Below are 23,474 nucleotides of genomic sequence, written 5' to 3' on the forward strand. Positions count from 1 at the left end.
GTCAGCGAGGGAGCAGCGTCATGCGGATCGACCAGCAGCCACGGACCCGCTGGGTGGACCAGTCGGGCTTCCGGCCACACCGGCCGGACCTGCGGCTGGGAGCCCGCAACCACCGGGTGGACCGGCCCCGCCCGGTCGGTGAGGACCGGATCGCCGTCCAGCACACCGTGCGGACCTCGACGGCGGAATACTCGCTGCTGCTCAACGCCCCCGAGTGGCTGGGCCGACGCGCCGTCGGGGAGGCGCTGCGCGACGCGGTCGCGGAGCTGCGGGCGGTCGACATCACCTACGGCCCGGCCCGGCCGGAGAGCCTGGTCTCCCGGCTGCGTCGGGGCGAGATCAGCCCCGACTCGTACCCGCCGCTGGCCGACCTGGTGGGCCGCTGCGCGGCGATGCGGGCGGCCACCGACGGCTGGTTCGACGCCTGGGCGGTGCCGGGCGGCTTCGACCCCGGCGGACTGCTCGGCGGGTGGGCGGTGGAGCGGGCCGCCGCCCGGCTGCGCGCCGCGGGCGTGCACGACTACGCCGTGCTCAGTGGCGCCGACCTGGTCGTACGCGGACACGCGGCGCACGGCGGCCCGTGGCGGGTGGCGGTGCACCACCCGACGGACCGGCACCGGGCGCCGCTCGTGCTGGAGATGACGGCCGGCGCGGTCGGCACCTCGGGGGTGAGCGGACGGCAGGGCCACGTGGTGGACCCGCACACCGGCGAACCCGCCGACCAGTTGGTCGCCGCGACGGTCGTCGGGCCGGACCTCGCCGTCGCCGACGCCTACGCCACCGCGCTCTACGCCGCCGGGCCGGCCGGGTTGGCGTGGTTCCGCAACGGCTCGGACTATCGCGCGCTCTTCACCCACCGCCGCTGAACGCGGCCCACGTCGCCCGGACAGCGGGCCGGACCCGCGATCGGCCCCCACGGTCTCGGCAACGACCGTGAGGGCCGGTCAGCGACGAGTGCGCGTGGCTCGCGCAATCGAGGGGTGCGGGCCGGCCGGCCGGACGTCGACCTCGCCACCCGAAGACGGGCCCACGCCGCGAGCTCGGCCAGTGACCGCACCGGTACGCTAGCGAATCGACGCAACTCAACGCAAGGGTCTCCACAGCGGACTGTCGCGACAGGAGCGTGACCGCGTCGGTGGCGGGGTGATTTCGACGCGGCGACGCCCGGATGGCACGCTGTCCGCCGTGAGTTTCGATCTGAGCGTGTGGGCCCTGGCGGACGGGGCGACACCCGAGGACGTGCGGGCGGCGGTGCTGCGGTGCCGGCAGGGCCAGCACGTCGACCGGTACCCGGACCCGCGGGTGGTGGGGTTCTACCGGGCCATCACCGGCAGCTATCCGGACCGGCCGGCCGGACCGGGCACCCCCTGGGCGGTGGCGCCGCTGCACGCGGCCAGCGACCACGTGGAGCTGAACCTGCACCCCACGTGCGAGGACCAGGTGCTGCTCGACATCGAGCGGCTGGCCGGCGCGTACGACCTGATGCTCTTCGACGCCCAGGACGGCTCGGTCTACCCGCCGCCGGCCCGGCTGCCCGGCTGACCGCTCCCCCGACGACGAGGGGCCCGGCGCGTCGGCCGGGCCCCCGCGGTCGTGCGCTCGGGTCACTCGTCGCGCAGGTCCGCCGCGCTGGCCGCGACCGCGCCGATCGAGTCCGCCGCCGAGGTGAGCAGGTCGGCGCCGAGCGCCTGGTCGACGGTGAGGGTCATCAGGGTCTCGCCGCCGGCCTCGCGGCGGGCCACCTGCATCGCCGCGATGTTGACGCCGGCCTCGCCGAGCAGCGTGCCGACCGTGCCGACCACGCCGGGGCGGTCGGCGTAGCGCAGGAAGACGAGGATGCCCTCCGCGCCGATCTCCACGTCGAAGCCGTCGACCTCGGTGAGCTTGATGACGTCGCGGCCGCCGGCGGTGGTCACCGTGCCGGAGACGCTGACCGTACGGCCGTCGGGCAGCGCGCCGCGGACGGTGACCAGGCTGGGGTGGTCGACCGCGTCGGCCTGGGCGACCAGCGTGACCTCGACGCCGCGCTCGGCGGCCAGGTGCGGCGCGTTGACGTAGGTGACCTGCTCCTCGACCACCGAGCTGAACAGCCCCTTGGTGGCGGCGAGCTTCAGCACCGACACGTCGTGGTTGACGATCTCGCCGCGCACCTCGACGGTGACGCTGGCGGCGACCCCGCCCGCGACGGCGGTGAAGGCCCGGCCGAGCTTCTCGGCCAGCGGCAGCAGCGGTCGCACGTCCTCGGCGACCACGCCGCCGGCCTGCACGTTCACGGCGTCCGGCACGAACTCGCCCTGCAACGCCAGCTTCACGCTCCGGGCCACGGCCAGGCCGGCCTTGTCCTGCGCCTCGCCGGTGGAGGCGCCCAGGTGCGGGGTGGCGACCACGTTGTCGAAGGCGAACAGCGGCGAGGAGGTGCAGGGCTCCTTGGCGTAGACGTCCACGCCCGCGCCGGCGACCCGGCCCTCGGCGATCGCGTCGGCCAGCGCCTGCTCGTCGACCAGCCCGCCCCGGGCGGCGTTGACGATCCGGACGCCCGGCTTGACGACGGCCAGCTCCTTCTCACCGATCAGCCCGACGGTCTCCGGGGTCTTCGGCAGGTGGATCGAGATGAAGTCGCTCTCCCGCAGCAGCTCCTCCAGGCCCACGAGGCGGACGCCGAGCTGGGCCGCGCGGGCGGGCTGGATGTAGGGGTCGTACGCGATCAGCCGGGTGCCGAAGGCGGCGATCCGCTGGGCGAAGAGCACGCCGATGCGGCCGAGGCCGACCACGCCGACGGTCTTGCCCTGGATCTCGACGCCGGTGTACTTCGACCGCTTCCACTCCCCCGCCTTCAGCGCCGCGCTGGCGCTGGCGGTGTTGCGGGCCACGGCGAGCAGCAGCGCGAGGGCCTGCTCGGCGGCGGAGACGATGTTCGAGGTGGGGGCGTTGACGACCATGACGCCCCGCGCGGTGGCGGCCGGCACCTCGACGTTGTCCAGACCCACGCCCGCCCGGGCGACGACCTTCAGCCGGGGCGCGGCGGCGATCGCCTCGGCGTCGATCTGGGTGGCGCTGCGCACGATGACGGCGTCGGCCTCGGAGAGCGCCGAGAGCAGGGCCGGCCGGTCGGTGCCGTCGACGTGACGGACGTCGAAGTCGTGGGCGAGCACCTCGATGGCGGCGGGTGCGAGTTCTTCGGCGATCAGTACGACAGGAGTCATTGGTCCTCGTAGTTGTCGTCAGAGCGGTGGGCCGGGCTGCGGGACGCCGCGCTGCGCCCTGCGCTGATCCGGGCCATGGCCGTCAGGTGCCGGCTACGCACCTACCCGCGATCGTAGGGGGCGGGCCGGCCGGGAGGTCCCGGACCGTGGGGTGAGTGCCCTCACAACGGGTGACGACCGGCCGGTGAACGGCGCGCGACGCGGCGCCCGGGCGCGGGTGTGCCGCTCGGCGCCGGCCGGCGCGACGAGCGGCGTCGGTGGTGGTGCGGACAGGGAGGTGGTGGTCGGACGAGGAGGCGGCCCGACCGGGCGCCGGGGAGAGCGCCCGGGCCGGACCGCCGGGGAGAACGCGTCAGGCGGTCTCGGTGATCGGCCGGTCGACCCAGCTCATCATGCCGCGCAGCTTGCGGCCGGTCTCCTCGATCGGGTGCGCCGCGCCCTCGGCCTGCCACTTGCTGAAGTTGGGCCGGCCGGCCTCGTCCTCGGCCACCCACTCCCGGGCGAACTCGCCGGACTGGACCTCACTGAGGATCTTGCGCATCTCCTCCTTGACCCGGGCGTCGATGACGCGCGGCCCCCGGGAGAGGTCGCCGTACTCGGCCGTGTCGGAGATGCTGTAGCGCATCTTCGCGATGCCGCCCTCGTACATGAGGTCGACGATCAGCTTCAGCTCGTGCAGGCACTCGAAGTAGGCCACCTCGGGGGCGTAACCCGCCTCGGTGAGCACCTCGAAGCCGGTCTGCACGAGCGCCGCCGCGCCGCCGCAGAGCACCGCCTGCTCGCCGAAGAGGTCGGTCTCGGTCTCCTCGGTGAAGGTGGTCCGGATGGCGCCGGCCCGGGTGCCGCCGATGCCCTTGGCGTACGACAGGGCCAGCGCGAGGGCGGTGCCGCTGGCGTCCTGCTCGACGGCGACCAGGCAGGGCACGCCCTTGCCGTCGACGTACTGGCGGCGGACCAGGTGCCCCGGGCCCTTCGGCGCGACCATCGCCACGTCGACCTCGGCCGGGGGCTTGATCAGCCCGTAGCGGATGTTGAAGCCGTGCCCGAAGAAGAGCGCCTTGCCGGGAGCCAGGTTCGGCGCGATCGACTCGGCGTAGATGCTGCGCTGGGCGGTGTCCGGCGCGAGGATCATGATGACGTCGGCCTCGGCCGCCGCCTCGGCCGGCGTGGCCACCCGCAGGCCCTGCTCCTCGGCCTTGACGCGGCTCTTGGAGCCCTCGGGCAGACCGACCACCACGTCGACGCCGGAGTCGCGCAGCGACAGGGCGTGGGCGTGGCCCTGGCTGCCGTACCCGATCACCGCGACCTTGCGGCCCTGGATCAGGCCCAGGTCGGCATCGTCGTCGTAGAACACCTCAACGCTCATGGTTTCCCTTTCGTACGGCGGCCCGGCGGCCCGCCGTGGATCTGTGCGGTGTCGGTCCCAGGCGACGCACGGCGCCGGCCTGGTCGGGCGGTCCCGACCGGCACGCGGGCGCCGGCCGGGTCGGGGTCAGGCGGCCCGGAGCGAGGGCCCGGCGGTGATGGAGCGCGAGCCGCGCCCGATCGCCACCAGTCCCGACTGGACCATCTCCTTGATCCCGAAGGGTTCGAGGTCGCGCAGCAGCGCGTCGAGCTTGTCCGGGGTGCCGGTGGCCTCGACGGTCAGGGTGTCCGGTGCCACGTCGACGACCCGGGCCCGGAACAGGCTGACCGTCTCCAGCACCTGGGCCCGGGCCGCGCGGTCGGCGCGCACCTTGACCAGGAGCAGTTCCCGGGCGACCGAGACCTGCGGGTCCAGCTCGACGATCTTGAGCACGTTGACCAGCTTGTTGAGCTGCTTGGTGACCTGCTCCAGCGGTGACGACTCGGCGTTGACCACGATGGTGATCCGCGAGACGTCCGGGTTCTCGGTCTCGCCGACGGCGAGGCTGTCGATGTTGAAGCCGCGCCGGGAGAACAGGCCGGAGACCCGGGCCAGGACGCCCGGCTTGTTCTCCACCAGGACGCTCAGGGTGTGCATGGTCATGCCACGACCTCGCTCCGCTCGGTCGTGCCCTGACGCGGCACGGGGCTGAGCCTGGTGATTCGCTCGCGTTGCTCGCTCATGTCAGATGTCATCCTCGTCGAAGGCCGGGCGGACGCCCCGGGCGAACATGATCTCGTCGTTGCTGGTGCCGGCGGCGACCATCGGCCACACCATGGCGTCCTTGCCGACGACGAAGTCGATGACCACCGGGGCGTCCTCGATGGCCATCGCGGCGGCGATGGTCCGGTCGACGTCCTCGGCGTTCTCGCAGCGCAGCCCCACGCAGCCGAGGGCCTCGGCGAGCTTCACGAAGTCGGGGATGCGGTGCTTGTGGGTGCCGAGGTCGGTGTTGGAGTAGCGCTCGCCGTAGAACAGCGTCTGCCACTGCCGCACCATGCCGAGGTTGCCGTTGTTGATCACGGCGATCTTGACCGGGATGCCCTCCAGCGCGCAGGTGGCCAGCTCCTGGTTGGTCATCTGGAAGCAGCCGTCGCCGTCGACCGCCCACACCACCGTGTCCGGCTTGCCGACCTTGGCGCCCATCGCCGCCGGCACCGCGTAACCCATCGTGCCGAGGCCGCCGGAGTTCAACCAGGTGTACGGCTTCTCGTAGGAGATGAACTGCGAGGCCCACATCTGGTGCTGGCCGACCCCCGCCACGTAGATCGCGTCCGGGCCGACCAGCTCGCCGAGCCGCTTGATCACGTACTGCGGGGAGAGGGTGCCGTCGTCCGGGTCGTCGTAGCCCAGCGGGTACCGCTGGCGCAGGTCGTCGAGCTGGGTCCACCAGTCGGCGAGGTCGGTACGCCGGCCGGCCGCCTGCTCGGTGCTCACCGCCGCGATCAGCTCGTCGATGACGTGCCGGGCGTCGCCGACGATCGGGACGTCCGCGTGCCGGTTCTTGCCGATCTCGGCCGGGTCGATGTCGGCGTGCACCACGGTCGCGTCCGGGGCGAACGAGTCCAGCTTGCCGGTGACCCGGTCGTCGAAGCGGGCGCCCAGGGCCACGATCAGGTCGGCCCGCTGCAGGCCGTACACCGCGGAGACCGTGCCGTGCATGCCGGGCATGCCCAGGTGCTGCGGGTGCGAGTCGGGGAACGCGCCGAGCGCCATCAGCGTGGTGACCACCGGGATCCCCGTCAGCTCGGCCAGCCGGCGCAGCCCCTCCGTGGCGCCGGCCCTCAGCACGCCACCGCCGACGTAGAGCACCGGGCGTCGCGCGCCGGCCATCAGCCGGGCCGCCTCGCGGATCTGCTTGCCGTGCGGATGCAGGGTAGGGCGGTAGCCGGGCAGGTCCAGCGTCGGCGGCCAGGTGAAGGTGGTCGCCGCCTGCAGGACGTCCTTGGGGATGTCGACCAGGACCGGCCCGGGCCGGCCGGTGGCGGCCAGGTGGAAGGCCTCGGCCAGCACCCGCGGGATCTCCTCCGCCTCCTGCACCAGGAAGTTGTGCTTGGTGATCGGCAGGGTGATGCCCTGGATGTCCGCCTCCTGGAAGGCGTCCGTGCCGATCGAGGGCCGCGCGACCTGACCGGTGATGGCCACGATCGGCACCGAGTCCATGTGCGCGTCGGCGATCGGGGTGACCAGGTTCGTCGCGCCCGGGCCGGAGGTGGCGATGCAGACCCCCACCCGGCCGGTCGCCTGGGCGTAGCCCGTCGCCGCGTGCCCGGCGCCCTGCTCGTGGCGGACCAGGATGTGCCGGACCGTGGAGTCGTAGAGCGGGTCGTACGCCGGCAGGATGGCGCCGCCCGGGATGCCGAAGACGACGTCGACGCCGAGCGCCTCGAGGGACCGCACGAGGGAACCGGCGCCGCTGACCTGGGCCGGGGCGGGTGTGCGTACCCCCGGGACGGTCGGGGTGGCCGCGACGCGGGCGGCGCCGGCGGGCTCGGCGTCGCCCGTGGGCTCGGCGACCGTGCGGGCCCGGCGGGCGGAGTGGGCGAGTGTCTCTGGCGTGGGTCTCGTCATGGCGGTTCAGGCCTTCGGCTGGAGTGGGTGCGGCTGTTCGAGCGGGTGACGCGGGCAGGGCCCGGCGTCGATGGGTTCGACGGCAACAAAAAAGCCCTCGTGCAGGATGCACGGGGCCAGCGCACTCTCGACGTGGAGAGAGTGCGCTCAGGTAAGTACTCGCAGCGACCGGTACGACGACATGCGGTCAAGCCTGACGCATCTCACGCGATGAGTCAACTGATCCCACATGTTGGTTGACGGGCCGTCGGATTTCACCCGTCCGGGCGCCTAGCGACCCCACTCCACCTGCGCGGACTCCTGCTCGGAGGAGCGCGGGGCGGGCAACGTCGGCAGCCGGCGCGGCGGCGGCGACGCGGGCGGGACGGCCGGGGCGGCGACCGGGGCGGGGCGGGCCCCCGGCGACGTGGCCGCGTCCAGCATCGCCTCCAGGTGCTCGGCGGGAACGCCCCAGCCGAAGAGCGCTCCCTGACCGAACCGGCAGCCGGCGGCCACCACGGCGGCCAGCTCGGTCGGCGTGGTGACCCCCTCGGCGACGACCTCCAGGCCGAGCTGGTGGCCGAGGCGCATGACGATGTCGACCATCGGCGCGAACGCCGGGCCGTCCCTGTCCACCGGCCGCACCGGCTCGTGCTCCGCGACCAGCCCGTGATCGATCTTGAGGATGTCGATGGGCAGGCGACGCAGCTGCCCGAGCGACGAGTAGCCCGCGCCGAAGTCGTCCAGCGCGATGCGGACACCGGTGGCCCGCAGCGCCGTCAACCGCCGGATCAGCTCGTCCAGGTCGGTCGCGACGGCGTGCTCGGTGACCTCCAGCACCAGCCGCTGCGGCGGCACGTGGTGGGCGCGCAGCGCCTCGGCGACCTGGACCACGTACTCCGGGGCGTGCAGCTCGCGGGGGGACACGTTGACCGATACCCAGACGTCGTGGCCGTCGGCCAGCCAGCGGGAGAGCTGGTGGCACGCCTGGTGCAGCACCCAGGCGCCCAGCTTGGCGATCATCCCGCACTCCTCGGCCAGCGGGATGAACTCGTCCGGACCGACGTTGCCCAGCACCGGATGGCGCCAGCGCAGCAGCGCCTCCGCGCCGACGGGACGCACCGAGGGCAGCGAGGCCACCGGCTGGAACACCAGGCGCAGCTCGTCGCGCTCGATCGCGCCGCGCAGCTCGTGCTCCAGCGTCGTGCGCCGGCGCAGCAGCTGGTCGTACGCGGCGTCGTAGCGCTCGATCCGGTTCTTGCCCTGCTGCTTGGCGTAGCGCAACGCCAGGTCGGCGTGGCGCAGCAGCAGCTCCACGTCGGGCTCGTCGGCCCAGCCCGCCACCCCGATGCTCACCGACAGGAAGACCGGCCCCTCGGGCTGCTCGTAGGCGCGCCCCAACACCCCGAGCAGGCGCTCGGCGACCCGGCCCGCGTCGGCGGGGTGCCCGTGCACCAGCACCGCGAACTCGTCGCCGCCGAGGCGGGCCGCGACGTCGCCGGGGCGCAGGTTCGTGCGCAGTCGCTCGCCCACCTCGGCCAGCACCGCGTCGCCCACGTCGTGGCCCCGCATGTCGTTGACGTGCTTGAAGCCGTCGAGGTCGAGCCCGAGCAGCACGCCGGGGACGCCGGCGTCGGCGCAGCGGTGCAGCGCCCGCAACAGCCCCCGCCGGTTCGCCAGCCCGGTCAGCTGGTCGGTGTGCGCCAACTCCCGGAAGTGCGCCTCGCGCTCGGCCAGCCGCCGGGCGTAGCCGCGCACGTCGCGCAGCGTCAGGTACTGCCGGGTCACCAGGGCGAAGCCCTCCACGCTGCCCGCCACGATGCCGAGCGCGTCGAACCGGCCGTCCTGCAGCAGGTGGTACATCGCCGAGGCGGCCATGGCGAACATCGGCACGAACGCGTACGCGCCGTCGCGGCGGATCAGGTCGAGGGCGGGCCGCGCCGCCGCGTCCAGCCGGCGGGCGGCCCACGCGGCGGCCACCAGGCCGGCGGCGAGCACGCCCGCCCCGACCAGCGCCACGGTCGGCCCCGCCTGGCAGAGGCCGGTGGCGAGGCCGAGGCCGCCGCAGGTCACGGCGGTGGCCCCGGCGCCGAGCCAGGCGGCGCGACCGCGCGGCGGCGGAGCGCGGAAGGCCACGATGAGGGCGAGCCCGGCGGTCAGGGCCGCGCTGAGGGTGGCGAGCAGGATCGGCACGCAGGCCATCGGGGTGGCGCCGCCGAGCAGGCGGGTGGGCTCGGAGAAGAGCACCCAGCCGACGAACCAGAGCGCCGCCGCCATCACCAGGCCGTCGAGCGCCGTCCGGGCGGTGGCCGCCGCCGTGGCGGCCACGCCGGGCGACCGGAGCAGAGCGGCGGAGAAGAGCAGCCCGGCCGTCGCCGTGCCGATCGACACGACGCCGGCCCAGCCGGTGCTCCGGTCGCCGGCGTGCCCGGCGGTCCAGGGCGCCACGGCCACCCCGAGCAGCAGAGTGGCCAGCGCCACCACGGACGCGGCGGCGAGCAGCGCGTACGCCTGCCGGTGCGGCCCGGGGCGGCGGCGGGAGCCGGCGACCGAGAGCGTGGTGGCCGCCGCGGCGACCAACCCGCACAGCACCGCGACCGCGACCATGCCCGGGGGGAACTGCACGTGCCAACTGTGCCGGATGCCGGCCCCGCGCGGGAGCCCGGGTGTGCATCCTTTGGGACACGGCGCGCACGCCCACCGGCCGCCGGGGCGGCGGTGTCACACTGGTGGGCATGCCTGAGCTGCGGTCGAAGACCTCCACGCACGGTCGGACGATGGCCGGCGCCCGGGCCCTGTGGCGGGCCACCGGGATGACCGACGACGACTTCGGCAAGCCGATCGTCGCCATCGCGAACAGCTTCACCCAGTTCGTACCCGGTCACGTGCATCTCAAGGACATGGGTGGCCTGGTCGCCGAGGCGGTGGCCGAGGCCGGCGGGGTGGGCCGCGAGTTCAACACCATCGCGGTCGACGACGGCATCGCCATGGGCCACGGCGGCATGCTCTACTCCCTGCCCAGCCGGGAGCTGATCGCCGACGCGGTCGAGTACATGGTGAACGCGCACTGCGCGGACGCCCTGGTCTGCATCTCCAACTGCGACAAGATCACCCCGGGGATGCTGCTGGCCGCCCTACGGCTGAACGTCCCGACCGTCTTCGTCTCCGGCGGGCCGATGGAGGCCGGCAAGACGATGGCGATCGAGGGCGTCGTGCACTCCAAGATCGACCTGATCGACGCCATGATCGCCTCCTCGAACGAGGCGGTCACCGACGACCAGCTCGGCGAGATCGAGCGGTCGGCCTGCCCGACCTGCGGCTCGTGCTCCGGCATGTTCACCGCCAACTCGATGAACTGCCTCACCGAGGCGATCGGCCTGGCGCTGCCGGGCAACGGCTCGACGCTGGCCACCCACGCCGCGCGCCGGTCGCTCTTCGTCGAGGCCGGCCGCACCGTCGTGGAGATCGCCAAGCGGTGGTACGACGGCGACGACGCCTCCGTGCTGCCGCGCGCCGTCGCGAGCCGGGCCGCGTTCGAGAACGCGGTCGCCCTGGACGTGGCGATGGGCGGCTCGACCAACACGATCCTGCACCTGCTCGCCGCCGCCCGCGAGGCCGAGCTGGACTTCGGCGTCGCCGACATCGACGCCGTCTCCCGCCGGGTGCCGTGCCTGGCCAAGGTCGCCCCGAACTCCCCGCAGTACCACATGGAGGACGTGCACCGGGCCGGCGGAATCCCGGCCATCCTCGGCGAACTGGACCGGGCCGGCCTGCTGCACCGCGACGTGCACGCGGTGCACTCCCCCAGCCTGCAGCGCTGGCTGGCCGACTGGGACGTCCGGGGCGGGTCGGCGACCGGGGAGGCGGTCGAGCTGTTCCACGCCGCCCCGGGCGGGGTGCGCACCACCGAGCCGTTCTCCACCACCAACCGCTGGTCGTCGCTGGACACCGACGCGGCCGGGGGCTGCGTACGGGACCTCGCGCACGCCTACAGCGCCGACGGCGGCCTGGCCATCCTGCACGGCAACCTGGCACCGCAGGGCTGTGTGGTGAAGACCGCCGGGGTGCCCGAGGAGTGCCTGACCTTCCGGGGCCCGGCCAAGGTCTACGAGTCGCAGGACGACGCCGTCGAGGCGATCCTCAACAAGCGGATCGTCGCCGGCGACGTGGTGGTCATCCGCTACGAGGGGCCGAAGGGCGGCCCCGGCATGCAGGAGATGCTCTACCCCACCTCGTTCCTCAAGGGCCGGGGGCTGGGCCGCTCCTGCGCGCTGCTCACCGACGGCCGGTTCTCCGGCGGCACCTCCGGGCTCTCCATCGGGCACGTCTCACCCGAGGCGGCCTCCGGCGGGCTGATCGCGCTCGTCGAGCCCGGCGACGAGATCGTCATCGACATCCCGGGCCGGTCGATCGAGCTGAACGTGGCCCCCGACGTGCTGGAGGCCCGGCGGATCGCCCAGGAGAAGCGCGACAGGCCGTACACGCCGGTGGACCGGCAGCGGCCGGTGTCGGCGGCGCTGCGCGCGTACGCCTCGATGGCGACCTCGGCCAGCGACGGCGCCTACCGCCGCGTCCCGGAGTAGCCGCCGCGGCGGGCCGTCCTCGTGAGCGGATGATCGGTGCTCGCGGGGCGGTGACGTCCGGGCCGCGCGGCACCACCAGACGGCGGCGAACCGTCTACGACGTCAGCTCGACAGCGTTGCGCGGGTGCACCGCCTCCGCTCGTCAACGGGCGCGGTGCCACCGGCGACGCCGGGCGTACCCAGCGTGGGAATGCCACGCCGAAACGCCCGGACCGTCTACTCGGCCTCCTCGCGGGGAAACACCGACGGCCCCGATGTGGGGCTCTGGCTGCGGATCACCGAGCGCCTGCTGCATCAGCCCGAGCCCGCCGACCAGGTTCTCCCCGCCCGCCACCAGCGACGGCTGCGGATCCGGGTCGCCGTGGAACTTCTCGTTCCTCAGGTCCGCCCAGCCGACCTGGCGGAGCTTCACCTCTGAACCCTCCAGCAGTTTCGCCGACGACCAGAAGCTCTCCGTCGCCAACTCCCGCAGGCGCTCCGCCTTGATCGGGTCCACGGCCTGCGCCGCCTCCGCCAGCAGCGACATGCCCCGACCCAGCCGGCACACAATTCCAGTGCAAGGATGCTGGTCCATCCCGTAACCGCATCCCGAGCAGGACTGTCGGATGGGCAACACTTCCTGGCTCCACTGAGGAGTGCGGCGTCGAATGGAGCCATGTCCCCCGATCTTCGCCTCGGCACCGATGAGCGACCCGGAGCGGCGCAGTGAACCAGCCGAGTCCACCACCTTCGGACAGACGGGTCGTGCTGGTGTCGACGGTTGCCGGCGTGGTGGGCGCGGTGGCGGGTGTCATGCAGTGGCTGACCAGCGCCGGCGCCTGGGCCGTGGTGGCGGTCGGGCTCGCCGGCCTCGCCGCGGCCTGCTGGGCGCTGGGGTGGCTCTGGATGCAGCGTCGCCCGGTTCTCGCCACCCTGGTGGTGCTGTTCCTCGTGGTCCTGTCGGCGGTGACCGGCGCGGCCACCGACCGCATCGTGGGCCGGGATCCGGCCGGTGCACGTACGCCGGTCGCGGCGACCCCCTCCCCCGAGGACCGGCCGACACCCGCTGTCCCGACGGTTGCCATCCCGACGCCGACACGCTCGGCGACACCGACCGGCGGTCCCACCGATCCGACCGATGCCCCCGACCCGAGCACCTCCGCGAGCCCGACCTCCGGCGGCGTGAAGTCTCCGAGTCGCACCGGGGAGGGGGTCACCCTCTCGCTGAGCTACTCCCTCGACCTCGACTCCACGGCCCCGAACTGGAACGTCCAGTACGGCTATTCGTCCGGTCAGGGCGTGGACGTGCACCTGAGCCGCGGGTCGCCACCGGTGCGGACCCCTGGTGACGTCGTCGTGATCGACGGGACGCCGTCCGAGAGCGCCTGCGAGACGTCCGTCACCCGGCAGAACGAAATCCTCAGCGAACAACTCCGGACAGGCCAGTCCTTCTGTGTGCGGACGACAGAAAGACGTTGGGCGTGGTTGACCGTCAAGCGCTACGAACCAGGGAAGACGCTCACCTTCGACGTGATCGTCTGGTAGCGGCGGGCACGGGCCGCCAGTCACCTGAACCGGGGGTCGCCCGACTCAGCGACCGGGCGAGGAAGCATCGACCTGCTCAACACCGGCCACCCGAAGCCCGACCTCGTCGCTTCCGCTCGCACCTTCTTCCTCAGCCGGGAGCGTGACGACGCTGCTCACCCAGCCCTGGCCACCTCCTGAGCGTCGTCGCCGGCCAGGCCCTCTCTGCCGGGCAGCACGACGGTCCGGGCGTACCGGATGGCGGCTGGGGTGTCGGGGAAGACCAGGCCGTCGCGGCGCAGCCGGTCGGCGACGCCGAGGGTGGCCAGCACCTGGTCGTGGCCGGGGTCGATGCCGGAGAGCAGCACGGTGACGCCGCGTTCCTGGAGCCGCAGGATCGCGTCGCCGAGCACCTGCGCGCCGGTGGCGTCGAGGGTCGTCACCCGCGACATCCGCAGGATCACCACGCGCACGTCGGCCACGTCGGAGAGCTGGAGCAGGAAGCTGTGCGCGGCGGCGAAGAAGAGCGGGCCGTCCAGCCGGTAGGCCACGATGTGGTCGGCGAGCAGGGCCCGCTCCTCGGCGCTGTGCTCGCCGGGATCGAGCGGAACCCGTTCCACGCGCGCCGTGCGGGCCACCGCGCGCAGGGCGATCACAATCGCCACGCCCACCCCGACCGCGACGGCGGTCACCAGGTCCAGGGCCACCGTGACCGCGAAGGTGAGCACCAGCACGAGGGCGTCGCCCCGGGTGGCGCGGGCCAGCGCCCAGAGCGACCCGGCCTCGACCATCCGGACGGTGGTGGCCAGCAGGACCCCGGCCAGGGCGGCGAGCGGGATCCGGCCGACCAGCGGGGCGGCGGCCAGCACGATCCCGGCGAGGGCGACGGCGTGGGTGAGTGCGGCCAGCTTCGAGCCGGCGCCGGCGCGCACGTTCACGGCCGTACGGGCGATGGCGGCGGTGGCCGGGATCCCGCCGAACACGGGCGCGGCGAGGTTGGCCAGCCCCTGGCCGAACAGCTCGCGGTCGGGGTCGTGACGCTGGCCGACGGTCATCTGGTCGGCCACGGTGGCGGAGAGCAGGCTCTCCAGGGCGGCCAGCGCCGCGACCGCGAGGGCGGAGGGCAGCAGGACCCCGACGGCACCGAGGTCGAGGAAGGCCAGCGAGGGCGCGGGCAGGCCGGCGGGCAGGGCGCCGATGCGGACCAGCTCGACCGGGGCGGTCTCGGCCAGTACCGTCGCGACGGCCACCCCGAGCAGGGAGAACGGCCAGCCGGGACGCCAGCGGGCGCCGAGCAGCATCACCGCCGCGACGCCGAGGGCCATCGCCACCGGGACCGGCTGCGGGTCCGCGACGAACCGGGCGACCGCGTCGGCGGCCACGGCCCAGACGCGGTCGCCGTGCGCGTCGGTCACCCCGAGCGCCGCCGGCACCTGTTGCAGGGCGATGACCACCGCGATGCCGGCGGTGAACCCCTCGATCACGGGGACGGGCAGGTAGTGGACGTACCGGCCGAGGCGGGCGAGGGCCAGCGCGAGCAGCACGAGCCCGGCCAGCGCCCCGACCATCAGCACACCGGTGGGGCCGAACTGCTGGACCACCGGCACCAGCACCACGGTCATCGCCCCGGTCGGGCCGGAGACCTGCAGGTGGGAGCCGCCGAAGACGGCGGCGACGGCGCCGGCCACCACGGCCGTCACCAGCCCGGCCTGCGCCCCGAGCCCGGAGGTGACGCCGAAGGCGAGGGCCAGCGGCAGCGCCACCACCGCCACGGTCAGCCCGGCGAGCAGGTCCCGCCGGGGCGAGCGGCGCACGGCCCGCCAGTCGGCGCGCGGCGGCAGCAGACCGACGAACCGGTCACGCACCGACAGTGTGCTCACCGGTCCCGCCCGTCGGCCCGAAGCTGGTCCAACAGCGCGTCGCGGTCGGTGAGCACGGCGCCCAGGATGCGCCGGCCGGCGGCGAGCAGGTCGGCCACGTCGGGGGTGCTGAGCGCGTACATCACCAGGGCGCCGTCGCGGCTGGAGGTGACCATGCCGGCCCGGCGCAGCACCGCGAGCTGCTGCGACAGGTTGGACGCCTCGACGTCGATCGCCACCAGCAGGTCGCGGACCGGCTTCGGCCCGTCCTGGAGCAGCTCCAGCACCCGGATCCGGACCGGGTGGCCGAGGGTGCGGAACAGCTCCGCCTTGGCCTGGTAGAGCGGTACCGACACGTCAGCCTCCGTCACGCGACCCACATTCGATTGCCAACTTTAGCACTTGCGAAAATCTTCAACTCGCAGCGTCAACCGGGTCCGCCCCGTCCGGGGCGACGGCGGCCCGCAGCGGTCGCCGAGGGCGGCTACCGCTGCGGGCCGCAGTGGGCGTCGGACGGTGTGCGGCCGCCGCGCCACGTGCGGCGGGGGCCGCCCGCCTCAGTACGCGACCAAGGCGATGACCAGCGACGACAGCGCGGCGACGAGCAACACCACGCCGGTGGCGAGGCCGACCACCGCGCTCACCGCGACGGCGCGGGCGCGGGCCACCGGGACCGCCGCCAGCGCCACCGCCGTCACCAGGGCGGCGACCACGTGGATCAGCGGGTAGTCGATCAGCGCCGCGACCGGGAACAGGTGCACTCCCACCACGAGGGCGACCCAGACCGGGATCAGGTCCCGTCGGCGCCGCAGGGCGAGCAGCCCGGCACCGAGCGCCGCGGCGCCGAACTCGATGCCCACGACGACTCCGAAGGCACGGCTGGTCTCGGCGTCGAAGGCCGTCGGGTCGGACCAGCGCCGCCAGGTCAGGATGCCGCCGGCGACCGCGGTGAGCAACGAGAGCGCCGAACCGACGCCGAGGAAGGGTGGCCAACGCCTGGGCGGCGCCTCCTGCGCCCAGCCGAACCAGCTGGACGCGAAGAGACCGAACACGACCGCGGTGGCCGACGCGTCACGAACGTGCTCCGCGATCATGGTTCTCCCTTGATGGTTCGGCGGGCGCGGCTCGGACTTCCCTCCCCCACCGGCCACCCGATCCTTCCCCAGGCACCGGGCCGCCTGCCCTCGGGGTGCGCACGACGGAGATCTTGGTGCGGAACGGCCCCTCCGGGGGCCGTATCCTGCCAAGATCTCCGTCGCGGCACCGGGCGCCGGGTCAACCGGCGGCTGCGTCGTTGACGCAGCGCAGGACGGGGCGGGTGGTCAGGGCCGCCGTGGCCAGTGGGGCGTCCGTGCGCACCGTGAAGGTCGCCGCTTCCCCCGGCAGCAGGGTGACCAACGCGTCGTCGACCTCCGCCGCCGGGTCGAGCCGGTCCGGGAAGAGCGTCACGTCGCGCAGGATCGTGCGGGCGGTGACCCGCACCCGCTGGCCGCCGTCGACCGGCTCGACCGACGCGTCGTACCGGGCCGTCGGCCAGTGCGCGTCGCGGTCCTCGGCGAAGAACCAGAGCGCCCGCTCGGCCGTCCCGCCCGCCTCGGCAACCAGCAGCTCGCGGCGGGCCTGCTCCGGCCGCGCCAGCTCCGCCGGCAGCGCCAGCTCGATCCTGGCGTACGCACCGACGTCCAGCTCCAGCGTGACCTTGGCCCGTGGCTCGCCGGTCAGGGTCAGCCGGGTCACCGAGGCGGTCGCCCGCCATCCGGCCGGCCCGTCGTTGACCGCGACCAGGGCCAGGCCGTCCCCGCGGGGCTGGACGGTCAGCAGCCGGTCGGCGTACGCCCGGCGCAGCGCGTACCACAGGGGCTTGCGGCGGCCGTCGCCGTCGACAACCGACCACGAGGTCACCGGCCAGCAGTCGTTGAGCTGCCACACGATCGTGCCGGCGCAGACGTCCCGGTGGGAGCGGAAGTGCTCGACGGCGAGCTGGATCGCCCGCGCCTGGTTGAGCTGGGTCAGCCAGTGCCAGTCGTCGAAGTCCGCCGGTGCGGGCAGGTGGGCGTCGAGCCCCCGCCGGAGCTTGGCGTCGCCGTCGATCGCCTTCTGGTGGTGCGCCATGCCGGGCGAGTCGGGCGCGAGGGGCTCGTCCGACAACGCCCGGCGCAGCGTCGCGTACGCGGGCGGGGCCTGGTAGCCGAACTCGGCGACGAAGCGCGGCACGTACTCGCGGTACTTCGTGTAGTCGTCGGTGTTCCAGACGTCCCAGATGTGCGTGGTGCCGTGCGCCGGGTCGTTGGGGTGGATCTCCTCGCTGCCCGACCAGGGGCTGCCCGGCCAGTACGGGCGCGTCGGGTCCAGCTCGGCCACGATCCGGGGCAGCAGGTCGAGGTAGTAGCCGCGCCCCCAGCTGCGCCCCGCGAGGGGCTCCTGCCAGTCCCAGTCGTGCCAGCCCCAGATGTTCTCGTTGTTACCGGTCCACAGCACCAGGGAGGGGTGCGGCGCCAGCCGGACCACCTGCTCGGCGGCCTCGGCGGCCACCTCCGTGCGGAACGGCTCCTCCTCGGGATAGGCGGCGCAGGCGAAGAGGAAGTCCTGCTGCACGAGCAGGCCCAGCTCGTCGGCGAGGTCGTAGAAGTCGTCCGACTCGTACCGGCCGCCGCCCCAGACGCGCAGCAGGTTGACGTTCGCGTCGGCGGCCTGCCGGAACCGGTGCGCCAGCCGCTGCCGGGTGATCCGGGTGGGGAACGCGTCGTCGGGGATCCAGTTGACCCCCCGGACGAAGACCGGGGTGTCGTTGACGTGCAGGGCGAACGGGGTGCCGTGCGCGTCGGGGGCGGTGTCGAGGCGTACGTCGCGGAACCCGATCCGACGGGACCAGGTGTCGAGCGGGCGGGCCTCGGCGTCGTGCAGCGTCACCTCCAGCGGGTGCAGCGGCTGGTCGCCGTGCCCCCGGGGCCACCACAGCGCCGGGTCGCGGACGGTGAGGGTCAGCACGGCCGCGCGCTCCCCCGCCGGGATGCCCGCCTCGGCCGTGGCGCCGGCGACGGTCGCCCGTACGGCGAGCGGCGCGTCCGCGGCCCGCTCGACCTCGACGTGCAGCTCCACCCGGCCGTCGCCGGCCTCGACGGTCACCAGGGGGCGTACGACGGCCAGCCGGGCCGTGGACCAGGCGTGCAGCCCGATCTCCCGCCAGATGCCGGCGGTGACCAGGGTCGGTCCCCAGTCCCACCCGAAGTTGCAGGCCATCTTGCGGATGAACGGGAACGGCTCCGGGTAGGCGTTCGGCCGGTCCCCGAGCCGGTCCCGGTGCGCCTCGGCGTAGCGGTAGGCGGAGTCGAAGCGTACGGCCAGGGTGTTGGGCCCGGCGACCAGCAGCGACCGGACGTCGAAGCGGTGGCCGCGGTGCATGTTCTCGGCGCGGCCGACCTCGGCGCCGTTGAGGGTGAGCGTGGCGACGGTGTCGAGGCCGGCGCAGACCAGGTCGATCCGCTCGTCGTCGCCCGGCTGATGGTCGAAGGTGGTCTCGTAGACCCAGTCGGTCCGGCCGATCCAGGCCAGGCCCTGCTCGTTGTCGTCCACGAAGGGATCGGGGATCAGGTCGGCGGCGAGCAGGTCGGTGTGCACGCAGCCGGGTACGGTCGCCGGCACCGCGCGGCCCGCGACCACGGCCGGCACCTGCGGTCCCGGTACGGCCCGCAGGGTCCAGCCCTCGTGCAACGCTCGCCGGGTCACGACCTCACCGCACCTTCCCTGCCTCCGCGGACGATCTGACGGCCGCCGACGCCGAGCTGGTGCGGAGGGGACGCTCCCGGTGTCGAGAGAGGCGCCAACTGAACCGGATAAGTGACGCCACCGTACGGGCCGGCCTCGGCAGTGTCAACGGACGGTCACCGACGCTGCCGGGCGGCGATCTCGATCGGCGCGGCGGCGCGATCATGGCAGGCACTGGCACTCGGTCAACACGGCGGAGATGCTCCACCGGCGGCCTGGACCGCGACGGGAGCAGGCCGCCAGGCGGGGAACTTAACCGGGAAAGTGATCAGCGGCCGCCGCCGCCCGGGGGCAACGGTCGTGCGGCCACCGGTGCAGTAGCGTGGATCGGCGCCGGTCGCCCCGGCCCCGCGGTGCGCCCGCCCGGGCGGGAGAGTGGAGGAGGAGACCGGTGAAGCGGCCCACGATCGCCGACGTCGCCCGACGCGCCGGGGTGTCCAAGGGGGCGGTCTCCTACGCGCTCAACGGCCAGCCCGGCGTCTCCGAGATCACCCGCCAGCGGATCCTCGCCATCGCCGCCGAGATCGGCTTCAGCCCGAGCCGCGCCGCCCGGTCCCTGTCGGGGGCCACCGCCGACGCGGTGGGCCTCACCCTGTGCCGCCCGGCCCGCACGCTCGGCATCGAGCCGTTCTTCATGGAGCTGATCAGCGGCGTCGAGGCCGAACTCTCCGCCCGGTCGTACGCCCTCACCCTCCAGGTGGTGGCCGACCAGGCGGCGGAGGTCGCGGTCTACCGCCGGTGGTGGGGCGAGCGGCGGGTCGACGGCGTCCTCGTCTGCGACCTGCGCGTCGACGACCGGCGGGTGCCGGTGCTGGAGGAGCTGGGCCTGCCCGCGGTGGTGATCGGCGGCCCGGGCGGCACCGGCGGGCTGGCCAGCGTCTGGTCCGACGACGCGGCGGCGCTGGTGGAGACCGTGGAATACCTGTTCGCCCTCGGCCACCGTCGGATCGCCCGCGTCGGCGGCCTCCCCGCCCTGCTGCACACCGAGATCCGCACCGAGGCGTTCACCCGGGTGTGCCGGCGGCTCGGCCTGGCCGACGCGGTCACCGTGCCCGCCGACTACACCGGCGAGGAGGGGGCGCGCGCGACCCGGCGGCTGCTCAGCTCGGCCGGCCGCCCCACCGCCGTGATCTACGACAACGACGTGATGGCGATAGCGGGACTGTCGGTGGCCCAGGAGATGGGCCTCGCCGTGCCGGGCGAGGTGTCCATCGTGGCCTGGGACGACTCGCCGCTCTGCCAACTGGTGCACCCGCCGCTGACCGCGCTCGGCCGGGACATCCCGGCGTACGGCGCGCACGCCGCCCGCCAACTGCTCGCGGTGATCGGCGGCGCGCCGGCCGATCGGGTCCAGGACGGGACGGCCCACCTGACCCCCCGGGGCAGCACGGCGCCGCCGCGCGCCGGCTGACCCGGTCGAGTCACCTGGCCTTCACCACCGGCAACTGGAGCTCGGTGACGCCCTTCTCCGGGTCCTCCGCGCAGTAGTCCAGGTACAACTCGCGCGCGTAGCCGTCGGCCCGCCAGCCGTTCGCCTCGATCCAGGCGGCGAGCGCCTGGATGCTGCCGGCGACCTCGTCCATCGACCCGTGGTGGACGATCGTCGCGGCGGCGGGCACCGGCGGCAGGTCGACGACCGAGAAGTCCCGGGCCGCCGCGCGGTCGGCGGTCACCGTCACCGCGGCGTGCACCACCACGGCCTCGCCCTCCCCCGCCGGTTCGTACCAGGCCAGGCCCGGGCCGCAGGGGGCGACGCCCGCCTCGCCGAGGCGCCGGAACAGCTCCGGGTAGAGCGGCTGGATCACGGCGGAGATGTCCGGGGTCTCGTAGCTGCGGGCCACCGCGGTCAGCTCCGCGACGCGGACCGGGGGCAGTTCCTTGAGTACGACGTCCTGGGTGGTCATCCGACCCTCCCTCTCGATCATGCGGAGCCTCGCCTCGACCCCGGCCAGCCGTGCCGTGTCGGCCGCCAGCCGGGCCTCCAGCTCAGACCGGCGCAGCCGCAGCATGCCGCGCAGCTCGGCGACCTCGACGGTGTCGTCGAGGATCGCCCGCACCTGCCCGAGGGTGAGCCCGAGTTCCTTGAGGGCGATCACCCGGTTGAGCCGGTGCAGCTGCTCGGCCCGGTAGGACCGGTATCCGGTGTGCGGGTCGACGGCGGCCGGGCGGAGCAGCCCGATGGCGTCGTAGTGGCGCAGCATGCGGACCGACACGCGGCCGAGCCTGGCGAAGTCTCCGATGGTGAACATGGCCCCTCACACGTTCGGCCCTGACACGGTGTCAGAGTCAACCAGGCGGGGCGGATCGCGCGGGTCGCCCGCTCAGCGCGAGGCCGACGGGAACTCCTCGAAGTACGCCTCGACCCGCTCCGCGGTGGCCGGTCGGGCCAGCGCGGAGCCCTGCCCGTACCGGCAGCCGGCCCGCCGCGCGCCGTCGACCAGACTGGCCGACTCCAGCTCCTCGGCCACGATGTCCAGCCCCAGCCGGTCCCCCACGTTCACCACCACGTCGATCAGCGGGCGGTGCGGGTCCGCCGGGTCCACCAGCTGCGGGCCGACCTTGAGCAGGTCGATCGGCAACCGGCGGAGCTGGGCCAGCGAGGCGTGCTCGGCCCGGAAGTCGTCCAGCGCGGTGCGCACGCCCAGCGAGCGCAGCCCGGCCAGCCGGGCCACCACCGTCGGCAGCTCGGCGCCCACCCGGGGCTCCGCCACCTCGACCACCAGCCGGTCGGGCGACAGCCCGTACGCGTCCAGCACGGCCGCCGTCCGCGGCACGAAGTCGGGTGCGGCCAACTCCCGGACGGTCACGTTCACCGCCATCCAGAGCTGCCGGCTGCCCGACGACCAGGCGGCGAGCTGCCGGCAGGCCCGGTCCAGCACCCAGCAGCCCAGCTCGCCCACGACGTCGAGGTCCTCGGCCACCGGCAGGAACTCGGCGGGAAGCACCGTGCCGAGCACCGGGCTCCGCCAGCGCAGCAACGCCTCGGTGCCGACCGGCTGCCGGTCGGCCAGGTCGAGGACCGGCTGGTAGACGAGGTCCAGCTCGCCCCGGGCCACCGCCCCGGGCAGCTCCCGTTCCAGGTCGAGCCGGCGGACGAGCTGCTCCTCCAGGTACGCGTCGTACCACTCGACCCGGTCCCGGCCGAGCTGCACGGCCCGGCGCCGGGCCAGGTCCGCCTGCCGCAGCACGTCCTCCGGGCCGCCGTTGCCGACCTCGGCCAGCCCGACACCGGCCCGCAGCCGCAGCACCGCACCGGCCACCTCGTAGGGCTGGGTGAGCGCGGCGAGCAGCCGGGTGCCCAGCGCGTACGCCAGCACCGGGCCGACCTCGGTGACCACGGCGAAGCCGGTGGCGCCGACGTCCGCGAGCAGGTCCCGGGGGCCGACGACGGCGCGGGCGCGACGAAGCACCTCGGCCAGCACGTCCGCCGGCACCTGGCGACCGTCGGGGCCGGGGCCGTGCAGGTCGACGACGAGCAGCGCGCCGGCCAGGGTCGGCGCGTCCCGCAGGGCGGCGAGGGCCCGCAGCAACGCCGGCCGGTCCACGGGTCCGCCGGCCGGGTCCGCCGGCCGGGGCCGCGCGGACGGAACCTCGACGCGGGCCGACCGGGCCGTGTCGTCGCCCCGGAGCAGGTCGCGCAGGACCAACGGCGGGGCCATCGCGAGCACGAGCAGGACCGCGGTGAGGTCCGGCGGCCCGCCGTCGCGCAGCTGCCAGCCGGCGGCCGCCACGGCCGCGACGGCCGGGACCACGGCCCGGGGCCACACCCTGGTGGGCAGGGCGGGCGGGTCCGCGCGGGTCGTCCGCCGCGCCCCCGCCGCCGTCAGCAGGACCCCGCCCACCAGCGGAGGTACGGCGAGCAGCGCCGCCCGGCCCGGCGCCGCGCCCGTGGGGAGCGCGGCCAGCGTCACCAGCCCGGACAGGGTCAGTGCCGCCCCGGTCCGGCAGCGGGCCCCACCGGTTCGCCGGTGCGGCCCGGTCGACACGAGGAGCACGGCGAGCGCGAGCGCGCCCAGGGCCACTGCCGTGCCCAGCCGGACGGGCGGGTCGAGGCGGTCGCGGGGCAGCAGCAGCCAACCGGCGAGGACCAGCCCCAGGCCGGCGGCGGTCGCGTCGACGGCTGCGCGCAGCCGGACCCGGGGGGCCGGGCGGCGCGGGGATACCTGCGGGGGCAGACCCGCGACGAACAGCACGGCGGCGACGGCCAGCCCCGCCCCGACGACGGCCCACCGGTGGGCCGCAGCCACGAGCGGGAGCACGGCGGCGGTCAGTCCCGCCGTCACCACCGCGGCGTCGAGCAGGACGAGGCCGCAGCGCGGGGTGACCGCACGGCGACGGGCGGACCGGGACCGGCCCGGAACCTGTGCGGCGGGGGCCGGCGGCGGGGCGGCGGCGAGCTGGGAGAGCCGTGTGCCGGCCAGGGCGCAACCGGCCGCGCCGGCCAGCGCCACCACGGCCAGGGCGGGCAGCCGACCGGTCGCGCCGGCGAGCAGGAGCAGCGCGACGGCCGCGAGGACGAGGATGTCGGGCACGGCGGGACGGGGTGGGCACGCGTGTTGCGGGTACGCGAGGGGCACGGCGGTCGCCTTCGTGAGGGGGCACGGGC

At 74.5% G+C, this 23,474-nt stretch carries 17 protein-coding genes; 5 read left to right on the forward strand and 12 right to left on the reverse strand.

All coding sequences use genetic code 11. The features are described 5' to 3' along the window. Positions 1–20 precede the first annotated feature (20 nt). Entirely contained in the window at positions 21–866 is an 846-nt protein-coding gene (locus V6U77_RS19755; RefSeq protein WP_334607823.1) for an FAD:protein FMN transferase, read from the forward strand. 319 nt (positions 867–1,185) lie between these two features. Then, positions 1,186–1,542, forward strand: a complete 357-nt coding sequence (locus tag V6U77_RS19760) for a hypothetical protein (protein WP_334607824.1) — start codon at positions 1,186–1,188, stop codon at positions 1,540–1,542. A 62-nt stretch (positions 1,543–1,604) separates the two neighbouring features. On the opposite strand, the gene serA is transcribed toward V6U77_RS19760, so the two are convergent. The 5 genes from serA to V6U77_RS19785 form a co-directional block, all read right to left on the reverse strand. Further along, complete coding sequence (gene serA / locus V6U77_RS19765) at positions 1,605–3,203, reverse strand: phosphoglycerate dehydrogenase (RefSeq protein WP_334607825.1); 1,599 nt, start codon at positions 3,201–3,203, stop codon at positions 1,605–1,607. Between the two features lie 352 nt (positions 3,204–3,555). Continuing rightward, entirely contained in the window at positions 3,556–4,569 is a 1,014-nt protein-coding gene (gene ilvC / locus V6U77_RS19770) for a ketol-acid reductoisomerase (protein ID WP_334607826.1), read from the reverse strand. Positions 4,570–4,695: 126 nt separating this feature from the next. Continuing rightward, positions 4,696–5,211 carry an acetolactate synthase small subunit gene (gene ilvN, locus V6U77_RS19775; protein WP_334607827.1) on the reverse strand — a complete coding sequence of 172 codons (516 nt, stop codon included), beginning with the start codon at positions 5,209–5,211 and terminating at the stop codon, positions 4,696–4,698. Positions 5,212–5,292: 81 nt separating this feature from the next. Next, positions 5,293–7,179 carry an acetolactate synthase large subunit gene (locus V6U77_RS19780; RefSeq protein ID WP_334607828.1) on the reverse strand — a complete coding sequence of 629 codons (1,887 nt, stop codon included), beginning with the start codon at positions 7,177–7,179 and terminating at the stop codon, positions 5,293–5,295. A 270-nt stretch (positions 7,180–7,449) separates the two neighbouring features. Further along, the gene (locus tag V6U77_RS19785; RefSeq protein ID WP_442934464.1) at positions 7,450–9,765 is read right to left on the reverse strand and encodes a putative bifunctional diguanylate cyclase/phosphodiesterase; all 2,316 of its coding nucleotides are present in this window, start codon (positions 9,763–9,765) and stop codon (positions 7,450–7,452) included. A 128-nt stretch (positions 9,766–9,893) separates the two neighbouring features. Between V6U77_RS19785 and ilvD the strand changes: the two genes are divergently transcribed. Beyond that, positions 9,894–11,741, forward strand: coding sequence for a dihydroxy-acid dehydratase (gene ilvD, locus V6U77_RS19790; protein WP_334607830.1), 1,848 nt, complete (start codon positions 9,894–9,896; stop codon positions 11,739–11,741). Between the two features lie 142 nt (positions 11,742–11,883). Here the strand turns inward: ilvD and V6U77_RS19795 are convergent, their stop codons facing one another. Continuing rightward, a complete protein-coding gene (locus V6U77_RS19795; RefSeq protein ID WP_334607831.1) occupies positions 11,884–12,267 on the reverse strand; it encodes a hypothetical protein in 384 nt (127 codons plus the stop codon). 224 nt (positions 12,268–12,491) lie between these two features. Here V6U77_RS19795 and V6U77_RS19800 point away from each other — a divergent pair, with 224 nt between their 5' ends. Then, positions 12,492–13,265, forward strand: a complete 774-nt coding sequence (locus V6U77_RS19800; RefSeq protein WP_334607832.1) for a hypothetical protein — start codon at positions 12,492–12,494, stop codon at positions 13,263–13,265. Positions 13,266–13,420: 155 nt separating this feature from the next. Here V6U77_RS19800 and V6U77_RS19805 read toward each other — a convergent pair whose 3' ends face one another. The 4 genes from V6U77_RS19805 to V6U77_RS19820 form a co-directional block, all read right to left on the reverse strand. After that, a complete protein-coding gene (locus V6U77_RS19805; protein WP_334607833.1) occupies positions 13,421–15,124 on the reverse strand; it encodes a SulP family inorganic anion transporter in 1,704 nt (567 codons plus the stop codon). Continuing rightward, positions 15,121–15,459 carry an ArsR/SmtB family transcription factor gene (locus V6U77_RS19810; RefSeq protein ID WP_334607855.1) on the reverse strand — a complete coding sequence of 113 codons (339 nt, stop codon included), beginning with the start codon at positions 15,457–15,459 and terminating at the stop codon, positions 15,121–15,123. The genes V6U77_RS19805 and V6U77_RS19810 overlap by 4 nt, the downstream gene beginning before the upstream one ends. A 201-nt stretch (positions 15,460–15,660) precedes the next feature. Further along, complete coding sequence (locus tag V6U77_RS19815; protein WP_334607834.1) at positions 15,661–16,197, reverse strand: hypothetical protein; 537 nt, start codon at positions 16,195–16,197, stop codon at positions 15,661–15,663. Positions 16,198–16,378: 181 nt separating this feature from the next. Next, positions 16,379–18,829, reverse strand: a complete 2,451-nt coding sequence (locus V6U77_RS19820; protein WP_334607836.1) for a glycoside hydrolase family 2 protein — start codon at positions 18,827–18,829, stop codon at positions 16,379–16,381. A gap of 430 nt (positions 18,830–19,259) precedes the next feature. On the opposite strand from V6U77_RS19820, the gene V6U77_RS19825 reads away from it, so the two are divergent. Next, positions 19,260–20,279 (forward strand): LacI family DNA-binding transcriptional regulator, encoded by a 1,020-nt coding sequence (locus V6U77_RS19825; RefSeq protein WP_334607837.1) that lies wholly within the window; start codon positions 19,260–19,262, stop codon positions 20,277–20,279. A 10-nt stretch (positions 20,280–20,289) separates the two neighbouring features. Here the strand turns inward: V6U77_RS19825 and V6U77_RS19830 are convergent, their stop codons facing one another. Continuing rightward, the gene (locus tag V6U77_RS19830; RefSeq protein WP_334607838.1) at positions 20,290–21,117 is read right to left on the reverse strand and encodes a MerR family transcriptional regulator; all 828 of its coding nucleotides are present in this window, start codon (positions 21,115–21,117) and stop codon (positions 20,290–20,292) included. 72 nt (positions 21,118–21,189) lie between these two features. Further along, positions 21,190–23,400, reverse strand: a complete 2,211-nt coding sequence (locus V6U77_RS19835; protein ID WP_334607839.1) for a bifunctional diguanylate cyclase/phosphodiesterase — start codon at positions 23,398–23,400, stop codon at positions 21,190–21,192. Between the last annotated feature and the right edge of the window lie 74 nt (positions 23,401–23,474).

Source organism: Micromonospora sp. CPCC 205546 (assembly GCF_036902715.1).
Classification (GTDB): domain Bacteria; phylum Actinomycetota; class Actinomycetes; order Mycobacteriales; family Micromonosporaceae; genus Micromonospora.